Here is a 17,716-nt window from a genome sequence, read left to right on the forward strand (position 1 = left end):
AATGACATCAATGCTCAATTCATTGCGTAATCGCTTCCTGCTGTCATTGTGTACCGTGCTGTGCCTGGCCCTGCTTGCCCTGGTCCTCATCGCACGCTACCAGATCATGCCGATCCTGCTGGAGGACGAAGAGCAGTACGCGAGTGCCGAGCTCGACCGTGCCGGGCGCGCCTTAGGCGCCGAACTCAATCACATGCGCCGCCTGGTGGAAGATTGGGCCCACTGGGACGACAGCTACGACTTCGTTCGCGGCGAGCGACCGCAGTACATTGACTCCAACCTCTACGAATCCACCCTCGAGACACTGGATCTCGAGATGATGCTCTTCATGGACGCCGATAACGAGCCTTACTGGGTGATGGGCTACGACGCGGAAGGCGAATTCACCTCCTGCCCCGGCACGATGCCTCCCTGTGACTGGGCCGCCTTTGCCGTGTCCTTTCTGGACCGACGCATCTCCAGCGGGCTCGAGGAGGCCTCCCATACCTGGCTACTGGCCCAACCCGAACTCGCCATGGCGGCCCTGTCGCCAATCCATCAGAGCCGTGATGAGTCCCCCGCGGCTGGCTGGCTGGCCATAGTGCGCCCGCTCTCCGACGCTTGGGTCGAACAGTTGCGCGACACCACCGGCATCGAGCTGGAACTGAGTCCTACCCCCGCTCAGGAGGGCTCCACCCTGCAGTTGGAGCGCATCTCGCCAACGCACATGGCGGCCAGCCACCTCATTCCGGCCCTTCCGCCGAGCCACGCCGTGCGCATCGATGCCCTGTTGCCCCGCCAACGCTACCAGGCAAGCCTGGAGACGTTTCGCTTCGCACTCTACTGGACCTCTGGCGTACTGATCGTCACCCTGCTCATCGTGCTGTGGCTACTCGAGCGCATGGTGCTAGCGCCGATGCGTCAGTTTGCACGCTATACCCAGCGCCTCCACCAGGAGATGGTCACCCCCGTCATGCCCGAGAGCCTGGCAGCGCGCCACGACGAGATCGGCACACTGGCGCGAGAGTTTCGCAGGCTGCTAAAGCATCAGCAGCAGCAGTCCGCACGGCTACTGGAACTGACCCTGCACGATCCTCTCACCGGCGTCGCCAACCGGCGCCTGTTCGACGAGCGCTTTGCCGAGGTGCTGAAGCGCCCCGGCCAGCATCACCGCACGGCGGCGATGATGATCGATATCGATCACTTCAAGCTCTACAACGACCACTACGGACATCAGGCGGGCGATGCCTGCCTGATAACCTTGGCGCAGTGCATGGAACAGCAGCTCAGCAACCAAGGGTTTCTGGTGGCACGGACCGGCGGCGAAGAATTCAGCGTCCTGTTGCCGGATACCTCGCTCGACACTGCCCTCACCCATGCCCAGCAATTGCTTCAGGCGGTCAACGACCTGGCGCTGCCGCACGAATACTCACCGACCGGCTCCATCGTGACGGTCAGTATCGGCGTTGCCGCGCAACAAGCGGACCTGTTGACCCCGGGTGATATCATGCGTGCCGCCGACCAGGCCATGTACCAGGCCAAATCGGGCGGACGCAACCGGGTGGAAGCCTATCGCACCAGCGATCGGCTCAGCCCCATCGACCGCTAGGCTTCTCTTGGAGCTGGCCCAGGCGTATGCCCGAACCGGTCACGCAGCGTATGGTACTAGCAGCCGGGAACGGCGATGGTATCTATCTGCTGTCGCCGGACTCCGGCGCCGAGCCCAGCCAGCGCATCAGGTAACAGGGCCCGGCACGAGAAACAGCGCGGCTTCGGTCGCGCTTTTCTTTGCTCATGGATACATTGAGCCAGCCTTCAACGCGGTATGGATGAGTGCCGATACTCCTTGATCAGAATCTTGGCTCTACTAAAGATCTGTAGTCCTAAGCCGATATATTTTGTAAGCCATTACCTATACCGGTGCCGATATCGGCGGCGGCACACGAAATAGGCATGTCTCAATGACATCATTGCTCAACTCACTGCATAATCGTTTCCTGCTGTCATTGTGCACAGTGCTGTGCCTGGCCCTGCTCTCCCAAGTGCTTATTGCGCGCTACCAGATCATGCCCATCTTGCTGAAGGACGAAGAAACCTTCGCCAACACCGAAATCGACCGCGTCGAGCGCGCTCTGGGCGCCGAGCTCAATCATATGCGGCGTGTGGTGGAGGACTGGGCGTACTGGGACGACACCTACGACTTCGTTCAGGGCCTGCTGCCGCAGTACGTGGATTCCAATCTTCACGAAGGCATACTCGAGACCCTCGAGCTCAAGATGATGATCTTGCTCGACGCCAATAACGAACCCTATTGGGTCATGGGATACGATGCGCAGGGTGAGTTCGCATCCTGCCCAGGCATCATGCCACCATGCGACTGGGCCAACGCTTCCATTGCCTTTCTCAGGCGCCATATCGCCCACGAGTTGGGCGAGGCCACCCATACTTGGCTGCTGGGCGCACCCGTACTTGCCATGGCCGGCCTGTCACCTATCCACGAACGCCGGCAAGCGTCGCCCGCCGGCGGCTGGCTGGCCATGGTGCGTCCACTCAGCGAGCCTTGGATTGCGCAATTGCGCGACACTACCGGCATCGAACTGGAACTGAACAGCGTGCAGGCTCAAGAAGGCTCCGTGCAGGCTCTGGAACGCACTTCTCCCACGCACATGACGGCTAGCCGCCTCATACCGGCCCTACCACCGGGCCATGCCGTGCGCATCGACGCCCTGTTGCCCCGCCAACTCTACCAGGCAAGCCTGGAAACCTTTCGCTTTGCGCTCTACTGGACCTCTGGGGTGCTGATCGCCACCCTGCTCATCGTGCTGTGGCTACTCGAGCGCATGGTGCTGGCACCGCTGCGTCAGTTTGCACGCTACACCCAACGCCTCCATCAGGAGATGGCCACCCCCGTCATGCCCGAGAGCCTGGCAGCGCGCCGCGACGAAATCGGTACGCTGGCGCGGGAATTTCGCAGGCTGCTTAAGCATCAGCAGCAGCAGTCTGCACAGCTGCTGGAATTGACGCTTCACGATCCCCTCACTGGCGTAGCCAACCGGCGTCTGTTCGACGAACGCTTCGGCGAGGTGCTGAAGCGCCCCGGCCAGCATCAACGCACGGCGGCGATGATGATCGATATCGATCACTTCAAGCTCTACAACGACCACTACGGCCATCAGGCGGGAGATGCCTGCCTGATGGCCTTGGCGCAGTGCATGGAGCAGCAGCTCAGCAACCAGGGGTTTCTGGTGGCACGGACCGGTGGTGAAGAATTCAGCGTCCTGCTGCCGGACTCCTCGCTCGATACCGCCCTCACTCATGCCCGGCAGTTGCTCCAGGCGGTCAACGACCTGGAGCTACCGCACGAGTACTCACCGACCGGCTCCATCGTGACGGTCAGTATCGGTGTCGCTGCACAGCAAGCGGACCTGATGACGCCGGGCGATATCATGCGTGCCGCCGACCAGGCCATGTACCAGGCCAAATCGGGCGGACGCAACCGGGTGGAAGCCTATCGCACCAGCGGTCAGCTCAGCCCCATCGATCGCTAGGCTTCCAGAGGTGCCGGCCCGGGCGGTATGCCCGAACCGGTCACGCAGCGTATAATGGCCGGCCGCCAGCCTCATGCCGGCACCTTCCCTGCGCCCAATCAGGAGACGACGTGACGGGCCACAGCACCTTGATCGACGCCATCGACGCCCTGCTGCCTCAGACCCAGTGTGGTAAGTGCGGCCACCCTGGCTGCCGCCCATATGCCGAGGCTATCGACTCGGGCGAGCCGATCAACCGCTGCCCGCCCGGCGGCGAGGAAACCGTCGACCGCCTCGCCGAGCTGACCGGCCGCCCGCCCCAGCCTCTCGAACAGCCGGCTCAACGACCACTGACGGCGGTCATACGCGAAGCGGAATGCATCGGCTGTACCAAGTGCATCCAGGCGTGCCCGGTGGATGCCATCCTGGGTGCCAGCAAACGCATGCACAGCGTGATCACTGCCGAATGCACCGGCTGCGAACTCTGTGTAGCCCCCTGCCCCGTCGACTGCATCGACCTGGTGCCACATCCGGCATGGCAGGCCACCAGCGGCGAGGCCGAGCAACAGGCGTACCTGGCACGGCGGGCGCAACTGGGCCGACGGAGGCATCAGGCACGTCAGCAGCGCCTGGCACGTCTTGAGCGGGAGAAGCGCCTGGAACGACAGCGTCGCATGATCCGACAGGAGTCGCGCAGTACGCGTAGCGGCCCGGCAAACCATCAGCGCCAGCGCCAGATGGCCGTGAAGGCAGCCGAACAGGCGGTACGCAGAGCTCGCCAGCAGTTCGAGCACGCTCAGCGCTGCCATGACCGCGAAGCCTGCCGCCAGGCCGAGGCGCAGATCGAGCGCGCCACCGCCTTGCTCGAGGAAGCCCGTGCATCCCTGACGCCCGATTTGCAATGAGCGCCATCGCAACGAGAACCCGCATGAACGCCCAGAAACGCTACGAGATCTTCGCCCGCCTGCGCGAACACAACCCCGAGCCGACCACCGAACTCGACTGGAGCACGCCGTTCGAGCTGCTCTCCGCCGTGCTGCTCTCTGCCCAGGCCACCGACGTGGGAGTCAACAAGGCCACAGCGCGACTGTTTCCGGTGGCCAACACGCCCCAAGGCATCATCGATCTCGGCCTCGACGCGCTCAAGGGACACATCAGGACCATCGGACTCTACAACACCAAGGCGGAGAACCTGATGAAGACCTGCCACCTTCTGGTCGAGAAGCACGATGGCGAGGTGCCACGCACCCGCGCCGAGCTGGAAGCGCTACCGGGCGTGGGACGAAAGACAGCCAACGTGATTCTCAATACCGCCTTTGGTGAACCCACCATCGCCGTGGACACGCATATCTTTCGCGTCTCCAACCGTACCCGCATCGCCCCCGGCAAGAACGTGGACGAGGTCGAGCAAAAACTGCTGCGTCACGTGCCCAGGGAGTTTCGCCGCGATGCACACCACTGGCTGATCCTGCACGGTCGCTATACCTGCGTGGCACGCCGGCCGCGCTGCGGCAGCTGCGTAATCGAGGATCTGTGCGAGTACAAGGAAAAGGTGGAGCTTAGCTAGGAAGCGCTGCACAGACATTTGTGCAGCGTTTTCTTCGACTAATGAAGGTTTTGCATAGTACTGCACAGTCATGGACGATAAGCGGTAGACAACAATAACCAGAGCCGTGCCATGCATTTACACGACCGCCCCATCGGTGAGCGTATCGAAGCGCTGCTCGCTCTCTCACGTGAGCACGCCGACATCTATTGCAGCCCCTCTGCCTGGCTCGCCCGAGAGCGCTACCTGGCCAATCATCCGACACGGATCCTGGTCATGAAGTGCATGGATGGACGCATACACATTCCCCATGCCACACGCACGCCTCTGGGCATCATTACCCCGTTCCGCAACCTCGGCGGCATCTTTCACCTGGGGTGGCCTTACCTCGGCGAAATGCTCACCGATGCCGTCGATGACGCCATCCATGACGGCAGCGGCGTGTTGTTGCTCATCAGTTATCACTTCTCCCGCGGCGAGCGAGCCCGCGGCTGTGCCGGATTCGCCTGCGATGCGGATGCCGCCCTGGCCCACGCCCATGAGATACGGCGACAGGCCGAACGCATCTTCGGCCGCGACCACCGTCACGTCTACCCGTTGGTATGCGGCTTCGAGACCGACACCGATGCACTCATCGTTCACGGTTCCAGCGACGCCACTCTTGACATCAGTGAGCTCCCGCTCGATGCCGAAGGCGACCTCGAACGCCGAGTCGCCAGCCTGTGCCCCGACATGCCAGCCGACATTCGTCGTGACCTGCTGCCACTGCTGAAGGGCAACCTGCAGCATGTCGATTCGCTGCGCGGCACTGCCCGTGAACTCGACATCGAACATCGCGAATGGGTAATCTGCATCGGCCGGGGTTTCGATTTCCTGCATCTGCCCAACACCGCTCTGATCGTCGGCCCCTACAGCCCCGACCTTTCCGAGCCGATTGGCACCGCCGCCGCGATCATCGATGCCAACATGAAGGCGGGGCGCATTCCTGACGACGGCTTCCTGCTGCTGGCCTCGACCCCCTATCAAACGATCGGCGTGGACCGCGCCCGCGCCGAGCTGAAGTCGTGCTTCCTCGCCGAGTTCGCCGCCCAGGTCATCGCCCGTGAGCATCCCAGGCTGGCGACTCGCATGACGTCGCGCACTGCCATCGTGCATTGGCCCAGCCGCAGGCTGGAACTTCTCGATCACGCTTGACCGGAACGCAACGATGACGCTGCTCAAGATCCTGCTGCTGCCACCCATGCTGAACGTGCTGCTGGTAGTGCTGGGGCTACTGCTCAGCCCCAAGCGTTTCCTCGGCGCCCTGTTGATCATGCTTGGGCTGTTCGGCCTGCTGTTGCTCGCCACGCCTATAGCCAGCCATACCCTGCGCCAGGGGCTGGAGCCCTACCCCATACCGGCCCGCAGTCAACTGGAGAGTGCCGAGGCGATCGTCATCCTCGGCGGCGGTCGCGATTACACCGCCCCGGAGTTCGGCTGGGGTGACGCCCCGGCGAACCCAACCTGGCGCAGGCTGGCCTATGGTGCCCACCTGTACCGCCAGACCGAATTGCCGATCCTGGTCAGCGGTGGCCGAGTGCATGACGAGGAAACCGCCGAGGCAAGTCTGATGGCTACCGCCCTGCGTGACATTTTCGACGTACCGGTACGCTGGCTGGAGGAGGAAAGCCGCAGCACCGCGGAGAATGCCCGCATCAGCGCCGAAATACTGCGTGCAGAGGGCATCGAGCGGGTCGCCCTGGTATCGCAGGCGTGGCATCTGCCACGAGCCGTAGCCGAGTTCGAGGCCCAGGGCCTAGCCGTCGTGCCTGCCCCCACCGAATTCACCAGCCCACCTCCCGAGGGGCTCGCCGCCTGGCTGCCACGTGCCTATCACCTCAACCAGAGCACACGTGCCCTCAACGAGTGGCTGGGCCTTGCCAGCCAGTCGCTACGCCACTTGCTGCCATAGTCTTGCTCACCAGCCCCAGCCAAGGGCTCGCATGTCGCCTCAAGCCGATGCCGTTTCGCACTGCATCGGCATAGCCTTCGAGTCATCGGGCCAGGGCCGTAACGCTGCAACGAGTTGATGAGACCAGTCGCGGTCGTTATCCACCTGGGAGTGAATGCGGTTCAGTTCCAATGCACCTACGTCGAGGTCGTGACAGGCCCAGAGCGCATCGTCACGGGTGACGGCGAGAATACCATCGGCGGGGAAACCGTGGTCCATGGGTGCGTAGAGAGTCGCCTCGCCGGTATTGACGTCGAGCGCCGGGCTCCATGGTGCCTCGCCGGCGGTGACCGCCTGGGCCACGAAGAAGCGGTTCTCGAGCGCGCGGGCCAGGCAACCGACCTTGACGCGGGTCGCGCCGGCTGCGGTATCGGTGCAGCTGGGCACCAGCAGCAGGCGCACTCCCGCCTCGTACTGGGCCCGCACCGGTAGCGGGAACTCCACGTCATAGCAGACCGTGATACCGACCCGGTGGCCGTCGCAGTCGAAGCCGTACAAGGCATCGCCGGGCTCGATGACACCGCTTTGCTTCTCGTACCCGGTGAGCTGCAGCTTGTCCTGCCAGCCATGAACACCGTCCGGGGCGAACCAGTCGGCCCGGTTGCGGTAACGCCCGCCGCCCACGTCGAGCAGGAAGGTACCGGGCACCAGGTACATGTCGAGCTCCCGGGCCAACCATCCATAGAGCTCGCACCAGGCCCCACGCCAAGCCTGCAGCTCAGCCAGCGAGGCATTGAGGTCGCCGCGCACTTCGGGGGAAAAGCTGGCCGCGAGCTCGAGACTGAGGTACTCGGGCAGCACCGCAACCCGGGCTCCCAGCTCACGGGCCTGTCGCAGACAGGCTGCCTGGCGCTGGGCGAATTCGTCGAAACTCGCCGGCATGCCGATCGGGTACTTGGCCACGGCCACGCGCATCGCTACCCCTCCCTCGCATTCGAAAAGACAACCGGCATCACGCTTCAGCCACCTGGCGCAACCACTCTTCGAGGTTGTAGTAGTTGGTCACCCGGGTGATGCGGCCCCCAGTCACCTCGAAGAAAGCCCCGCCGGGCAGCACGTAGCGCTGCCCCTTGGCCGGCGGCAGCCCCTCGTCGGTGGCGCGGTACTCGCCGTGCACCACATACTCCGCGGCGATTCGGCGGCCATCGTCACTGGGCATGACCACGATATTTTCCAGCCGCTCCACGTAGCTGCGCTCCATGCGAGCCAGGAACTGACGAAAGGCGTCGCGCCCCGTCTCACGAGGCCCCTGGTTCAGGTCGTGCGCCACTTCCGCATCAAGGCAATCGAGCATGGCGTCCCAGTCGCCACGGTTGAAGGCATCGTAGTAGCGCTGGATCAGTTGCACACTCTCGGACATGGACAGGCTCTCCTGGCTGGATTCACGGGCGCAAGTGTAAACGTCCAGGCCAGGCGACGTTAGCCTGCTGGCGTGCATTTGACCATTGCCATACAGCAATGGCGTGTACGCCTCAGAAGCCCAGGCTCTCGAGCCGGCTGGCCAGCTCCTCCAGGGCCGGAATGCCCTGTACATCGCTTGGCAGCAGTGGCAGCCGAGGACGCGGCAGGTGCACGAGCTGCTCGTCTATGCGCGCCAGGTAGTTGGACTCCTGCTCACGCCGAGCACGCATGAAATCACCATCGGCATCGTCAGGGATCACCCGGTTGACCACGGCTCCGGCTACCGGGACCTTGACCGCCTCGAGCGCCTGGACGGCACGCACCGTCTCGAGGATTGGCAGCCGCTCCGGTGTCATCACGAACAGGAAACCGCTCTCCTCGGCGTTCTCGATGCGGCGACGGGCACGGTGGAACAGGCGCCGCCGCTCGATCAGGGTTCGTGCCACGTCGCGAGTGCGTTCATCGAGGTCGCTGAGGGGGTCCTCCTGGGGGTCATCGAAGGGCGTGGCGACGTCACGACCACGCTTGGGCGTCAGGTGGGAGAGCACCTTGCCCAGCTCCTCGGACTTGCGATTGTGCGCCAGCAGGCCGTCGGTCCAGGCCGCCATGGCCTCGGGCAACGTCAACAGGCGCAATGTGTGCCCCGTCGGTGCGGTATCGAAGATCACCAGGTCGTAGGGTGCACCGTCATCGGTGACGATGCGCGACAGTCGTTCCAGTAGCGCAGCTTCCTGAGTACCCGGCGACTGGCGGGTCAGGCGCATCTGGCGTTCCAGCTCCTGCATCATTTCCGGCGCGGCGTAGCGGCGCATCTGTTCGGTGACGCGGGCCAAGTGGGCCTCGACCTCGGCGTCCGGGTCGATCTCCATGGCGTCCAGGTTGGGCAACAAGCGCCGCGGCGCATCGCCCAGCTCGCGGTCGAACACGTCGCCCAGGCTATGGGCCGGGTCGGTGGACACCACCAGCACGCGGCGTTCGCGTCGTGCGGCCAGCACGGCAAGCGCTGCCGCCACCGTGGTCTTGCCCACCCCGCCCTTGCCGCCCACCCAGAGCAGGCGTTTATCGAGTAACTCTCTCATGTCACATTCCACGAAGCATGGCTTGCTGCGCGGCTCATTCGGCGCCGCGCTCAAGGTCCGGCCGCTAACAACATCTGAAATGATCGAGCGGCGAACGCTCCATCCCCATGCGCCGGTGCCAGTCGTGGAAGCGTTCGAGCAGCAGCGGCTGCAGCTCCAGCGTGTAGTAGGCGGCTGGATTGGGCACGCCCATCATCTCGGAGAACACCAGCAGCATGAACAGGTCATCCTCGTCTCGCCGCGCGCGGGCGATGGCGCCGCGATAGCGCGCGCTGTACATCTCCTCGGTGAAGAAACGAGCCTGGCTCAGCCAGGCCCGAATCCGTTCGAGACGAGGATCATGCGACTTGTCATGATCGTCGTTCATTTCAGCCTCCGAGGCTCATTCCTGCCTGGCCATTTCAGCACGCGAACGCTTCAGCGCCGAGGCGCACTCCATCGCCACCAGGATGGCGGCGATCAGCACCACGATGTCCACGAACAGCAGGAAGTAGTTGCCTTCATTGAAGAAAGTGCGCAGTTGGATGAGCAGCGCGGCGATGGTCATCACCAGCAGGAAGCACAGCGGTGCCAGGGTGTACCACATCGGCCGGCGCAGGCGCACCAGCATCACTGTGACCACCAGCAGGGTAAGGCCCGCCAGCAGCTGGTTGGTGGTGCCGAACAGCGGCCAGATAATCATGCCACCGGTGCCGTCGGCACCGCCGGCGCCGAAAGCCAGCAGCAGGCAGCTACCCACGGCGAGCAGCGTAGCGGGCACGTTCTTGGTCATCCACTTCTGATGATAGATCGCGCCCCACTCCTGGAAGATGTAGCGCTGCAGGCGCAGGCCGGTGTCCATGGTGGTACCGGCGAACAGCGCCGCCATTACCGTGAGCAGCGTTGCCGCGGTGGCTTCGGGCAGGCCCAGGCCGTTATGGATCATGTAGGCGCCGCCCTCGACGAAGGCGTTGACACCGCCGGCACCGAAGGCCGTATAGACCGCTTGCCAATCGGCAAAGGTGGCAAAGCCGGCGGTGGCGGCCAGGATGGCGGCAAGCGCCAGCATGCCCTCACCCACGGCACCGAAGTAGCCGACGAAGCGAGCGTCGGTTTCCTTGTTCAACTGCTTGGAAGTAGTGCCGGAGGAAACCAGGCCGTGAAAACCCGAAATGGCCCCGCAGGCAATGGTGACGAACAGCAGCGGCAGCATCGATGGCGTGCCGGCCGGCAAGTCGTCGTTGATCATTGGTGCCACCACGCTGGGATTCAGCAGCACGATGGCGCCATAGAGCACGATCAGACCGATGAACAGCTGCAGGCCGTTGATGTAGTCGCGCGGCTGCAGCAGTACCCATACCGGCAGCATCGAGGCAATGGCGGCATAGCCGAACAGGATCAGGATCCACACGGCATTGCCGGAGAAGCCACCGACTTCGGCCGGCATCTGGATTGGCACCGAAGGGCCGATAAATATCAGGACGTAGAGTGCGATCACCCCGAGAACCGACACCACCGGCAGGCTCAGGATGCGGCGATAGATCAACTGACCGATGACCAGCGCCACCAGGATGGCGCCCCATACCGGTACTACGGCGCTCGAGAAATTCATCATCAGCCCCGCGATCACCACGGCAAATACTGCGTTCACCATCAGCAGCACGAGGAAGATGACGATCATGAAGATGCTGCGCGCCCGGGCGCCGACTACGTCTCCGGTCAAGGCACCGACCGACTTGGCCTTGTTACGCACGCTGGCCCAGATGGCGCCGGCGTCGTGTACGCCAGCGAAGAACACGGTACCGAGCACGACCCACAGGAAGGCCGGCAACCAGCCCCAGATGACCGCGATAGCTGGCCCCACGATGGGAGCGGCACCGGCAACCGAAGTGAAGTGATGCCCCCAGAGAATGAAGCGGTTGGTCGGCACGAAATCGACCCCATCCTCGAATTCATGGGCTGGGGTCCTGAAGTCAGGGTCGAGGCGATAGATCTTCGTGGCTATGAAACGGGAGTAGAAGACGTAACCCGCAGCCATCCCGGCAAGACCTAGAACCAGCAGGATGATGGCACTCATTCTGGTCAGCTCCTTTTTGAGGATGAGTTCCTTTTTCTTTATCGACTCGCATGTTACGCGAAGCGTCAGGTCCAGAGCGCGCTTGGCTCTGCACGGAAAAGGATGAGCAGAGCATGAGGACAAGTCCAATTTTCGACCTGAATCCACACGGTTTTACATCTAAAGTCGTAACGCAGGTTCGATCAGAGAGCCGGCATCATGGGCTCGAACAAAGGTCGTACAGCCCCAGCGGATCCTGCACGGTACGCTGCCGTGAGAAGTCCGCCTCTGCAACGACGAGACACTCATGCAAGAGATCCTCCTTCAACTCGCCATGGCCGGTGCCTTCGGCGCCTTCATCGGCATGCTGTTTCGTGTTACCCGCCGACCCGGCCAGGCGCGTGCCTTCAGGTTCACGCTGGTGGGCCTTGCCGCCGGCATCACCGCCTATCTCATCTTCTACGTTCTGACCCGGACCACCGGAGCCCCGCCCTGGCTGTTGCCGCTGCTGGTACTGCTCCAGGTGTGGCTATGGCTCGGCCCACTCGGGCCGAAATTCTGGCGCCTCGAAAAGGACAACGACGAACCACGCTGAAGGCCAAGATCGGCTTGTGCCTGGCCCCGGCGACAGCGCGGGGTGAAAAGCCAGGCGGCCCGTTCTGCCAAGGTCGTCTTTGCTGGCTACGCCGTGGGCACTAGACTGATGAGTAACAAGAGATAAATAGCCTTCAAGGAGTCACGAATGGCCAAGGTGCTGGTGGTGGACGATGAACCCAATATCGTCCTGTCGCTGGAGTTCCTGATGCAGCAGGCCGGTTTCGACGTGGAAACGGCCGAGGATGGTGAAGGCGCCTTGGCCAAGGTCGAGCAATCCCCGCCCGACCTGATCCTGCTCGATATCAGCCTGCCCGGCATCAGCGGCTTCGACGTACTGGAACAGCTGCGCCAGGATGCACGCCACGCCAGGCTTCCCATCATCATGCTCACTGCCCACGGGCGCGAGGTAGAGCGTGAAAAAGGGCTGGCCCTGGGAGCCGACGACTACGTGACCAAGCCTTTCTCTACCCAGGCCCTGGTCGAAAAGGTGAAAAACCTGCTGGCCGAGGACGCCTGATGCTCGGGCGCAAGCTGCCCAAGCGTCAACGCCTGATCGGCCTGTGGCTCTTGCTCAGCGGCGTCAGCCTGCTGGGTGGCGCCATCTTTGCCGCCTGGCTGGACAGCCTGTTCCAGCCCCAGGGCTTGGCTCGCCTGGTGCTGTGGCTGGGTTGTTTCTCGGGCGGTGGCACCATCTTCCTGGTGGGCCTGCTGCTCGAGCGCATGCTGTTCACTCCGCTGCGCCATCTCCAGGTCCAGCTTGCACGCCTGGTGGCCAACCCGGACGCCCGTGAGGACTATCCTCCCGAAGGCTGGCTGCGTGGCCTCGGCCCCGATCTGGTACGCGTGCGTGAGGCCTGGCGCAGCGACCGCCAACGCCTGGCTACGGCTCATGCGGAAGGCGCACGCAGTGCCGCGCGAATTCGCCAGGAGCTCGAGACACTGCTGCAGGTGCTCGACACCCCGCTGCTGCTCTGCGACCACCACCGTCGTCTATTACTGTTCAACCAGGCAGCCGAGACCCTGTTCGAGGAACATACGGGGCTTGGGCTGGGAAAGCGCCTGGATGCCCTGCTGCCTATCTCGAGCTTGCAGGACGCGTTGGGACAGCTCCCGGCTGACGGCTCGCCCCGTGAACTGCTGATTCCTTGCGATGAGCGCTGGCTGCACGTGGTAATGCGCCGGGTGCCCCAGAGCAACGGCGAGACCTTGCTGACGCTGTCCGATGCCACCGCCGCCTGGACCAGCGAGATGGGCGCCCGTGCCGGCCTGGCGGAACATATGGCGCCATTGCGTCGGCACGGTGCCAGCCTGGCCAGCGCCGCCGAGGCACTGGTCAGCGTGCGCCATGCCAGGCATATCGACGACACGCTGCGTTTACGCCTGGAAGCGGTGATCGACGAAGAGAGTCGCGCCCTGGGCAACGAAATCGAGCAACTCGGTCGTCTGATCGAGGACATGCAGCAACAAGGCGAGCGCCTGGTTCCCCTGTGGTCCAATGACCTCTGGCAGTCACTGAACGAAAGACTCGCCGACAACCCCCTTGAAGTCCTGCCCATTGGCATGCCCGCCTGGTTCAAGGGCGATGCCCCGGCTCTGCTGGTTATGCTCACGGCACTGCTGGAGAGACTGAGCAAACACGCCGGTACCACCAATTTCGAAGGCGAGATCCTGCTCGGCAACCGTCGCGTCTACCTCGACTTGATCTGGCCCGGCAAACCTTTGCCACAGCGGGAACTGGCAGAATGGTGCGAACAGCGGCTCGCGGCGCTGCCGCTCTCGCCACGTGTCGGCGACCTGCTGCGACAGCATGCCAGCGATGCCTGGAGCCTGGCGGACACCGATGGCCACTATTCCCGCCTGCGCCTGCCGCTGCCCGCCGTCGACCGTGTCGGCGCTCCGCGCAGCCAGTTGCCGCCGCGCCCCGAGTTCCATGACTTCGGCATCGCCGACCTGCCACCGCCGGATGCCGAACTGGCGCGTTGCTCGCTGCGGGCGCTGGAGGTCGTGGCGTTCGATACCGAGACCACCGGACTCGAGCTGCGCCGCGGCGATACCGTCATCAGCATCGGCGCCTGCCGGATCGTCAATTCACGACTACTGGCCAGCGACATCTTCGACGTGCGTGTCGACCCCGGCAAGCCGATCCCTCCCGCCAGTACCGCGATACACGGCATCACCGATGACGACGTCGCCGGGGCCCCACCGCTGCCGGTAATCCTGCCGCGCTTTCGCGACTACATCGGCGATGCCGTGGTGCTGGCCCACAACGCAGCGTTCGACCTGCTGGCTCTACAGCCTCCCGGCAGCGGCGTCGCTCTCGAGATGCCGGTACTCGATACGCTGCTGATCTCCCGTGCCCTGGACGAGAGCCTTGACGGTCACGACCTGGATACCCTCGTCGAGCGCTACGACCTGAGCTTTCCGCCGGGCACGCGCCATACGGCGCTGGGCGATGCGCGAGTGACGGCGGAGCTGTGGCTGGCACTGCTGCCCAGGCTTGAAGCGCGTGGCATCGAAACCCTGGAGCAGGCACTGGCCCTGCAGGCGACCGCCTTCAACCGAGAGGACGCCTGCACATGAATGCCTCCAGCCACCGGTCACGGCTGGCCGCACTGATCGGCCTCGCCGTTCTGCTCTTCTCGCCGCCGCTGGTGTTGATCTTCGACCGTCCCTCCGCCAACGGACCTTCGTGGCTACCGCTCTACCTGTTCGTGGCCTGGATCCTGGTCATCGGCCTGACCGCCTGGTTGATGGAGTATCGTCGGGAGGACGGCTGACGCGATGAGAACCGACCCGGTAGTGCTGACGGTCGCCTTCGGCTATCTGGCGCTGCTGTTCGTGATTGCCGCCTGGGGCGATCGGCGCGCCGAACAGGGCCGCTCGGTGATCGGCTCGCCTACCGTCTACGCCCTTTCCATTGCCGTCTACTGCACTGCCTGGACCTTCTATGGCAGCGTGGGGCGGGCGGCAGAATTCGGCCCGAGTTTCCTGCTGATCTACCTCGGGCCGACGCTGGCGATGCTGATGGCGCCGCTGCTGATCCGCAAGATGGTGCGCATCGCCAGCACCCAGCGCATCACCTCCATTGCCGACTTCATCAGTGCCCGCTACGGCAAGAGTTCCAGCCTCGGCGCGCTGGTGGCCATCATTGCCCTGATCGGTATCACGCCCTATATCGCCCTGCAGCTCAAAGCGATCACCCTGAGCCATGCGGTGCTGGTCAACTATCCGGAGGCCGCCGAATTCCGCCTGGCCGAAGAGAGCTTCTGGGTCGACAAGTCGTTCTGGGTCGCACTGGTGCTGGCGGTGTTCATCATCCTGTTCGGCACTCGCCACCTGGACGCCAGTGAACGCCACGAAGGCATGGTGGCAGCCATCGCCTTTGAATCACTGGTCAAGCTGGTGGCTTTCCTTACCGTCGGAGTGTTCGTCGTCTTCGTGCTGTTCAACGGACCAGGCGATCTGTTCCGCCAGGTTGCCGAGGCTCCGGAGCTGGTCGGTGCACTGGGACTCGAGACGGTACCCGGCGGCACCATCGGCTGGGTCGGCACCCTGGTACTCGCCTTCCTCGCCTTCCTTACCCTGCCGCGCCAGTTCCAGGTACTGGTCGTTGAAAACGTCGACGAACGCCACCTGCAGCGTGCCAGTTGGCTGTTTCCGCTCTACCTGGTGGCGATCAACCTGTTCGTCATTCCCATCGCCATGGCCGGGCTGCTGTTACCGGCTGGCAACAGCGATCCCGACAGCTTCGTATTGACGCTGCCACTCTCGGCCGGCATCGAAGGCATACCCTTGCTGGTATTCATCGGCGGACTCTCGGCAGCCACCGGCATGGTGATCGTCGAGACCATCGCGCTTTCCACCATGGTCAGCAACCAGCTGATCATGCCGCTGTTGCTGCGCTCCAAGCGCTTGCATCTGAGTTCCCAGGGCGAACTGGCCGGCTGGCTGCTGGGCATCCGCCGCGTGGCGATCGTGCTGATCCTGCTGCTGGGCTACCTCTATCACGCCTTGATCGGTGACTCCTACAGCCTGGTAACCATCGGCCTGGTGTCGTTCGTCGGTGCCGCCCAGTTCGCCCCGGCCATGCTGATCGGCATGTACTGGCGAGGCGCTACCCGGGCCGGCGCCACCCTGGGGCTGCTGGCCGGCTTCATTACCTGGATCTACACCCTGCTGCTGCCAGGTTTCGCCCAGTCGGGCTGGCTCGATGCAGCGTTTCTCGCACAGGGGCCATTCGGCCTCGAATGGCTGCGCCCCTATGCGCTGTTCGGCCTGGAGGGGTTCGACATCTACAGCCATTCCTTGCTGTGGAGCCTGCTGGGCAACGTCGGGCTGTTGGTCGGCATATCGCTGTTCACCCGCCAGAGCCCGGTGGAGCAGACCCAAGCAGCTCTCTTCACCGAAGCCATGAACCCAGGGCTGCAGGACACTTCGCTATGGCGCGGCCAGACTACCCGCGGCGAGCTGCAGAGCCTGCTCAGCCGCTACCTGGGAGCCGGCCCCACGGCAAGAATCCTGGCCGACCAGCAGGGCAGCCCGGACGACGACGCTCCGGCTCCGCCGGCCCTGATCGCACGGGCGGAGCAGGCCTTGTCAGGGGCGCTGGGCAGCGCCTCGGCGCGGGTGCTGATCAACTCGGTGGTACGTGGCGAGGCATTGGACCTGGAATCGATCCTGAGCATTCTCGATACCACCTCGCAGACACTGGAGTACAACCGCCGCCTGGAACAGAAATCCAATGAGCTGGCTCGCATCGGCGAAGAACTGCGTGCCGCCAACGAGCGCCTGCGTGAGCTCGACCGACTCAAGGACGAGTTCGTCGCCATGGTCAGTCATGAGCTGAGAACGCCGCTCACCTCGATCCGCGCCTTTGCCGAGATCCTGCGCGACGGCAAGGACCTGCCGGAGGAGAAGCGCATCCATTTCCTCGAAGTGGTAGTGCTCGAGAGCCAGCGTCTTTCGCGGCTGATCGAGGAGATCCTCGACCTCGCACGGCTGGAGAGCGGTCGCCTGACGCTGTCCCCTCAGCGGCTCGACTTGGTCGCCCTGGTGCGCCACAGCGTGGATGCCGTACATCGGCTGCAGGAAGACCGCGGCGTGGCACTCGAGGTCGACCTGGAACTCGACGAAGCGCCGGTGATCGGCGACCCCGACCGCCTGGAGCAGGTGATCATCAACCTGCTCGACAATGCCGGCAAGTTCGCTGCCGACGAAGCGCCCCGCGTGCGCCTCCACCTGAGCCGTTACAAACAGAACTTCAGGCTCAGTGTCGAGGACAACGGCCCGGGCATAGCGCCTGACGAGCGTGAACGAGTATTCGAGAAGTTCCATCAGATCAAGCGCTACGGCGCTACCAGCGGCAAGGCCCGCGGCCGCCCGCGCGGCAGCGGCCTGGGCCTACCGATCAGCCGCGGTATCGTCGCTCATCTGGGTGGGCGGCTATGGGTCGACGATGCTCCGACGCTCGAGGGGGCCTGCCTGATCATGGAGTTGCCGAGCGCCCCTTGAGCCTATCCGTTACCACAGCGGGCTCGATGCCTCATTAACATAAGCTAAAGA

16 protein-coding genes are annotated in these 17,716 nt (G+C 63.8%); 11 read left to right on the plus strand and 5 right to left on the minus strand.

Features of this window, described 5'->3' with window-relative positions:
* Position 1 precedes the first annotated feature (1 nt).
* The 6 genes from SPH52_RS08095 to SPH52_RS08120 all read left to right on the plus strand — a co-directional run bounded on the left by SPH52_RS08095 (position 2) and on the right by SPH52_RS08120 (position 7,003).
* On the plus strand, positions 2–1,588 hold the full coding sequence (locus SPH52_RS08095) for a diguanylate cyclase domain-containing protein (RefSeq protein ID WP_411794494.1): 1,587 nt from the start codon (positions 2–4) through the stop codon (positions 1,586–1,588).
* A 352-nt stretch (positions 1,589–1,940) separates the two neighbouring features.
* Positions 1,941–3,527, plus strand: coding sequence for a diguanylate cyclase domain-containing protein (locus SPH52_RS08100; RefSeq protein WP_411794495.1), 1,587 nt, complete (start codon positions 1,941–1,943; stop codon positions 3,525–3,527).
* Positions 3,528–3,637: 110 nt separating this feature from the next.
* Complete coding sequence (locus tag SPH52_RS08105) at positions 3,638–4,411, plus strand: RnfABCDGE type electron transport complex subunit B (RefSeq protein ID WP_411794496.1); 774 nt, start codon at positions 3,638–3,640, stop codon at positions 4,409–4,411.
* A 23-nt stretch (positions 4,412–4,434) separates the two neighbouring features.
* Entirely contained in the window at positions 4,435–5,073 is a 639-nt protein-coding gene (gene nth, locus SPH52_RS08110) for an endonuclease III (RefSeq protein ID WP_411794497.1), read from the plus strand.
* A gap of 111 nt (positions 5,074–5,184) precedes the next feature.
* Complete coding sequence (locus SPH52_RS08115; protein WP_411794498.1) at positions 5,185–6,246, plus strand: hypothetical protein; 1,062 nt, start codon at positions 5,185–5,187, stop codon at positions 6,244–6,246.
* Between the two features lie 13 nt (positions 6,247–6,259).
* Positions 6,260–7,003, plus strand: a complete 744-nt coding sequence (locus SPH52_RS08120) for a YdcF family protein (RefSeq protein ID WP_411794499.1) — start codon at positions 6,260–6,262, stop codon at positions 7,001–7,003.
* Between the two features lie 39 nt (positions 7,004–7,042).
* Here the strand turns inward: SPH52_RS08120 and SPH52_RS08125 are convergent, their stop codons facing one another.
* The 5 genes from SPH52_RS08125 to SPH52_RS08145 form a co-directional block, all read right to left on the minus strand.
* Positions 7,043–7,957, minus strand: a complete 915-nt coding sequence (locus tag SPH52_RS08125; RefSeq protein ID WP_411794500.1) for a carbon-nitrogen hydrolase family protein — start codon at positions 7,955–7,957, stop codon at positions 7,043–7,045.
* Between the two features lie 37 nt (positions 7,958–7,994).
* A complete protein-coding gene (locus SPH52_RS08130) occupies positions 7,995–8,402 on the minus strand; it encodes a ketosteroid isomerase-related protein (protein ID WP_411794501.1) in 408 nt (135 codons plus the stop codon).
* 112 nt (positions 8,403–8,514) lie between these two features.
* Positions 8,515–9,522 (minus strand): ArsA family ATPase, encoded by a 1,008-nt coding sequence (locus SPH52_RS08135; RefSeq protein WP_411794502.1) that lies wholly within the window; start codon positions 9,520–9,522, stop codon positions 8,515–8,517.
* A 64-nt stretch (positions 9,523–9,586) separates the two neighbouring features.
* A complete protein-coding gene (locus SPH52_RS08140; RefSeq protein WP_263580173.1) occupies positions 9,587–9,889 on the minus strand; it encodes a cory-CC-star protein in 303 nt (100 codons plus the stop codon).
* Between the two features lie 15 nt (positions 9,890–9,904).
* Positions 9,905–11,578 carry a carbon starvation protein A gene (locus SPH52_RS08145; RefSeq protein ID WP_411794503.1) on the minus strand — a complete coding sequence of 558 codons (1,674 nt, stop codon included), beginning with the start codon at positions 11,576–11,578 and terminating at the stop codon, positions 9,905–9,907.
* Between the two features lie 286 nt (positions 11,579–11,864).
* Between SPH52_RS08145 and SPH52_RS08150 the strand changes: the two genes are divergently transcribed.
* The 5 genes from SPH52_RS08150 (at position 11,865) to SPH52_RS08170 (ending at position 17,665) form a co-directional block, all read left to right on the plus strand.
* The gene (locus tag SPH52_RS08150; protein ID WP_411794504.1) at positions 11,865–12,152 is read left to right on the plus strand and encodes a hypothetical protein; all 288 of its coding nucleotides are present in this window, start codon (positions 11,865–11,867) and stop codon (positions 12,150–12,152) included.
* A 147-nt stretch (positions 12,153–12,299) separates the two neighbouring features.
* Positions 12,300–12,671 (plus strand): response regulator transcription factor, encoded by a 372-nt coding sequence (locus tag SPH52_RS08155; protein ID WP_411794505.1) that lies wholly within the window; start codon positions 12,300–12,302, stop codon positions 12,669–12,671.
* A complete protein-coding gene (locus SPH52_RS08160) occupies positions 12,671–14,734 on the plus strand; it encodes an exonuclease domain-containing protein (RefSeq protein ID WP_411794506.1) in 2,064 nt (687 codons plus the stop codon). Before SPH52_RS08155 ends, SPH52_RS08160 begins: the two co-directional genes overlap by 1 nt.
* Entirely contained in the window at positions 14,731–14,931 is a 201-nt protein-coding gene (locus SPH52_RS08165; protein WP_411794507.1) for a hypothetical protein, read from the plus strand. Before SPH52_RS08160 ends, SPH52_RS08165 begins: the two co-directional genes overlap by 4 nt.
* 4 nt (positions 14,932–14,935) lie before the next feature.
* A complete protein-coding gene (locus SPH52_RS08170; protein ID WP_411794508.1) occupies positions 14,936–17,665 on the plus strand; it encodes an ATP-binding protein in 2,730 nt (909 codons plus the stop codon).
* The last annotated feature ends 51 nt before the right edge of the window (positions 17,666–17,716 follow it).

The organism is Halomonas sp. A29, from assembly GCF_046723295.1.
GTDB lineage: Bacteria > Pseudomonadota > Gammaproteobacteria > Pseudomonadales > Halomonadaceae > Halomonas.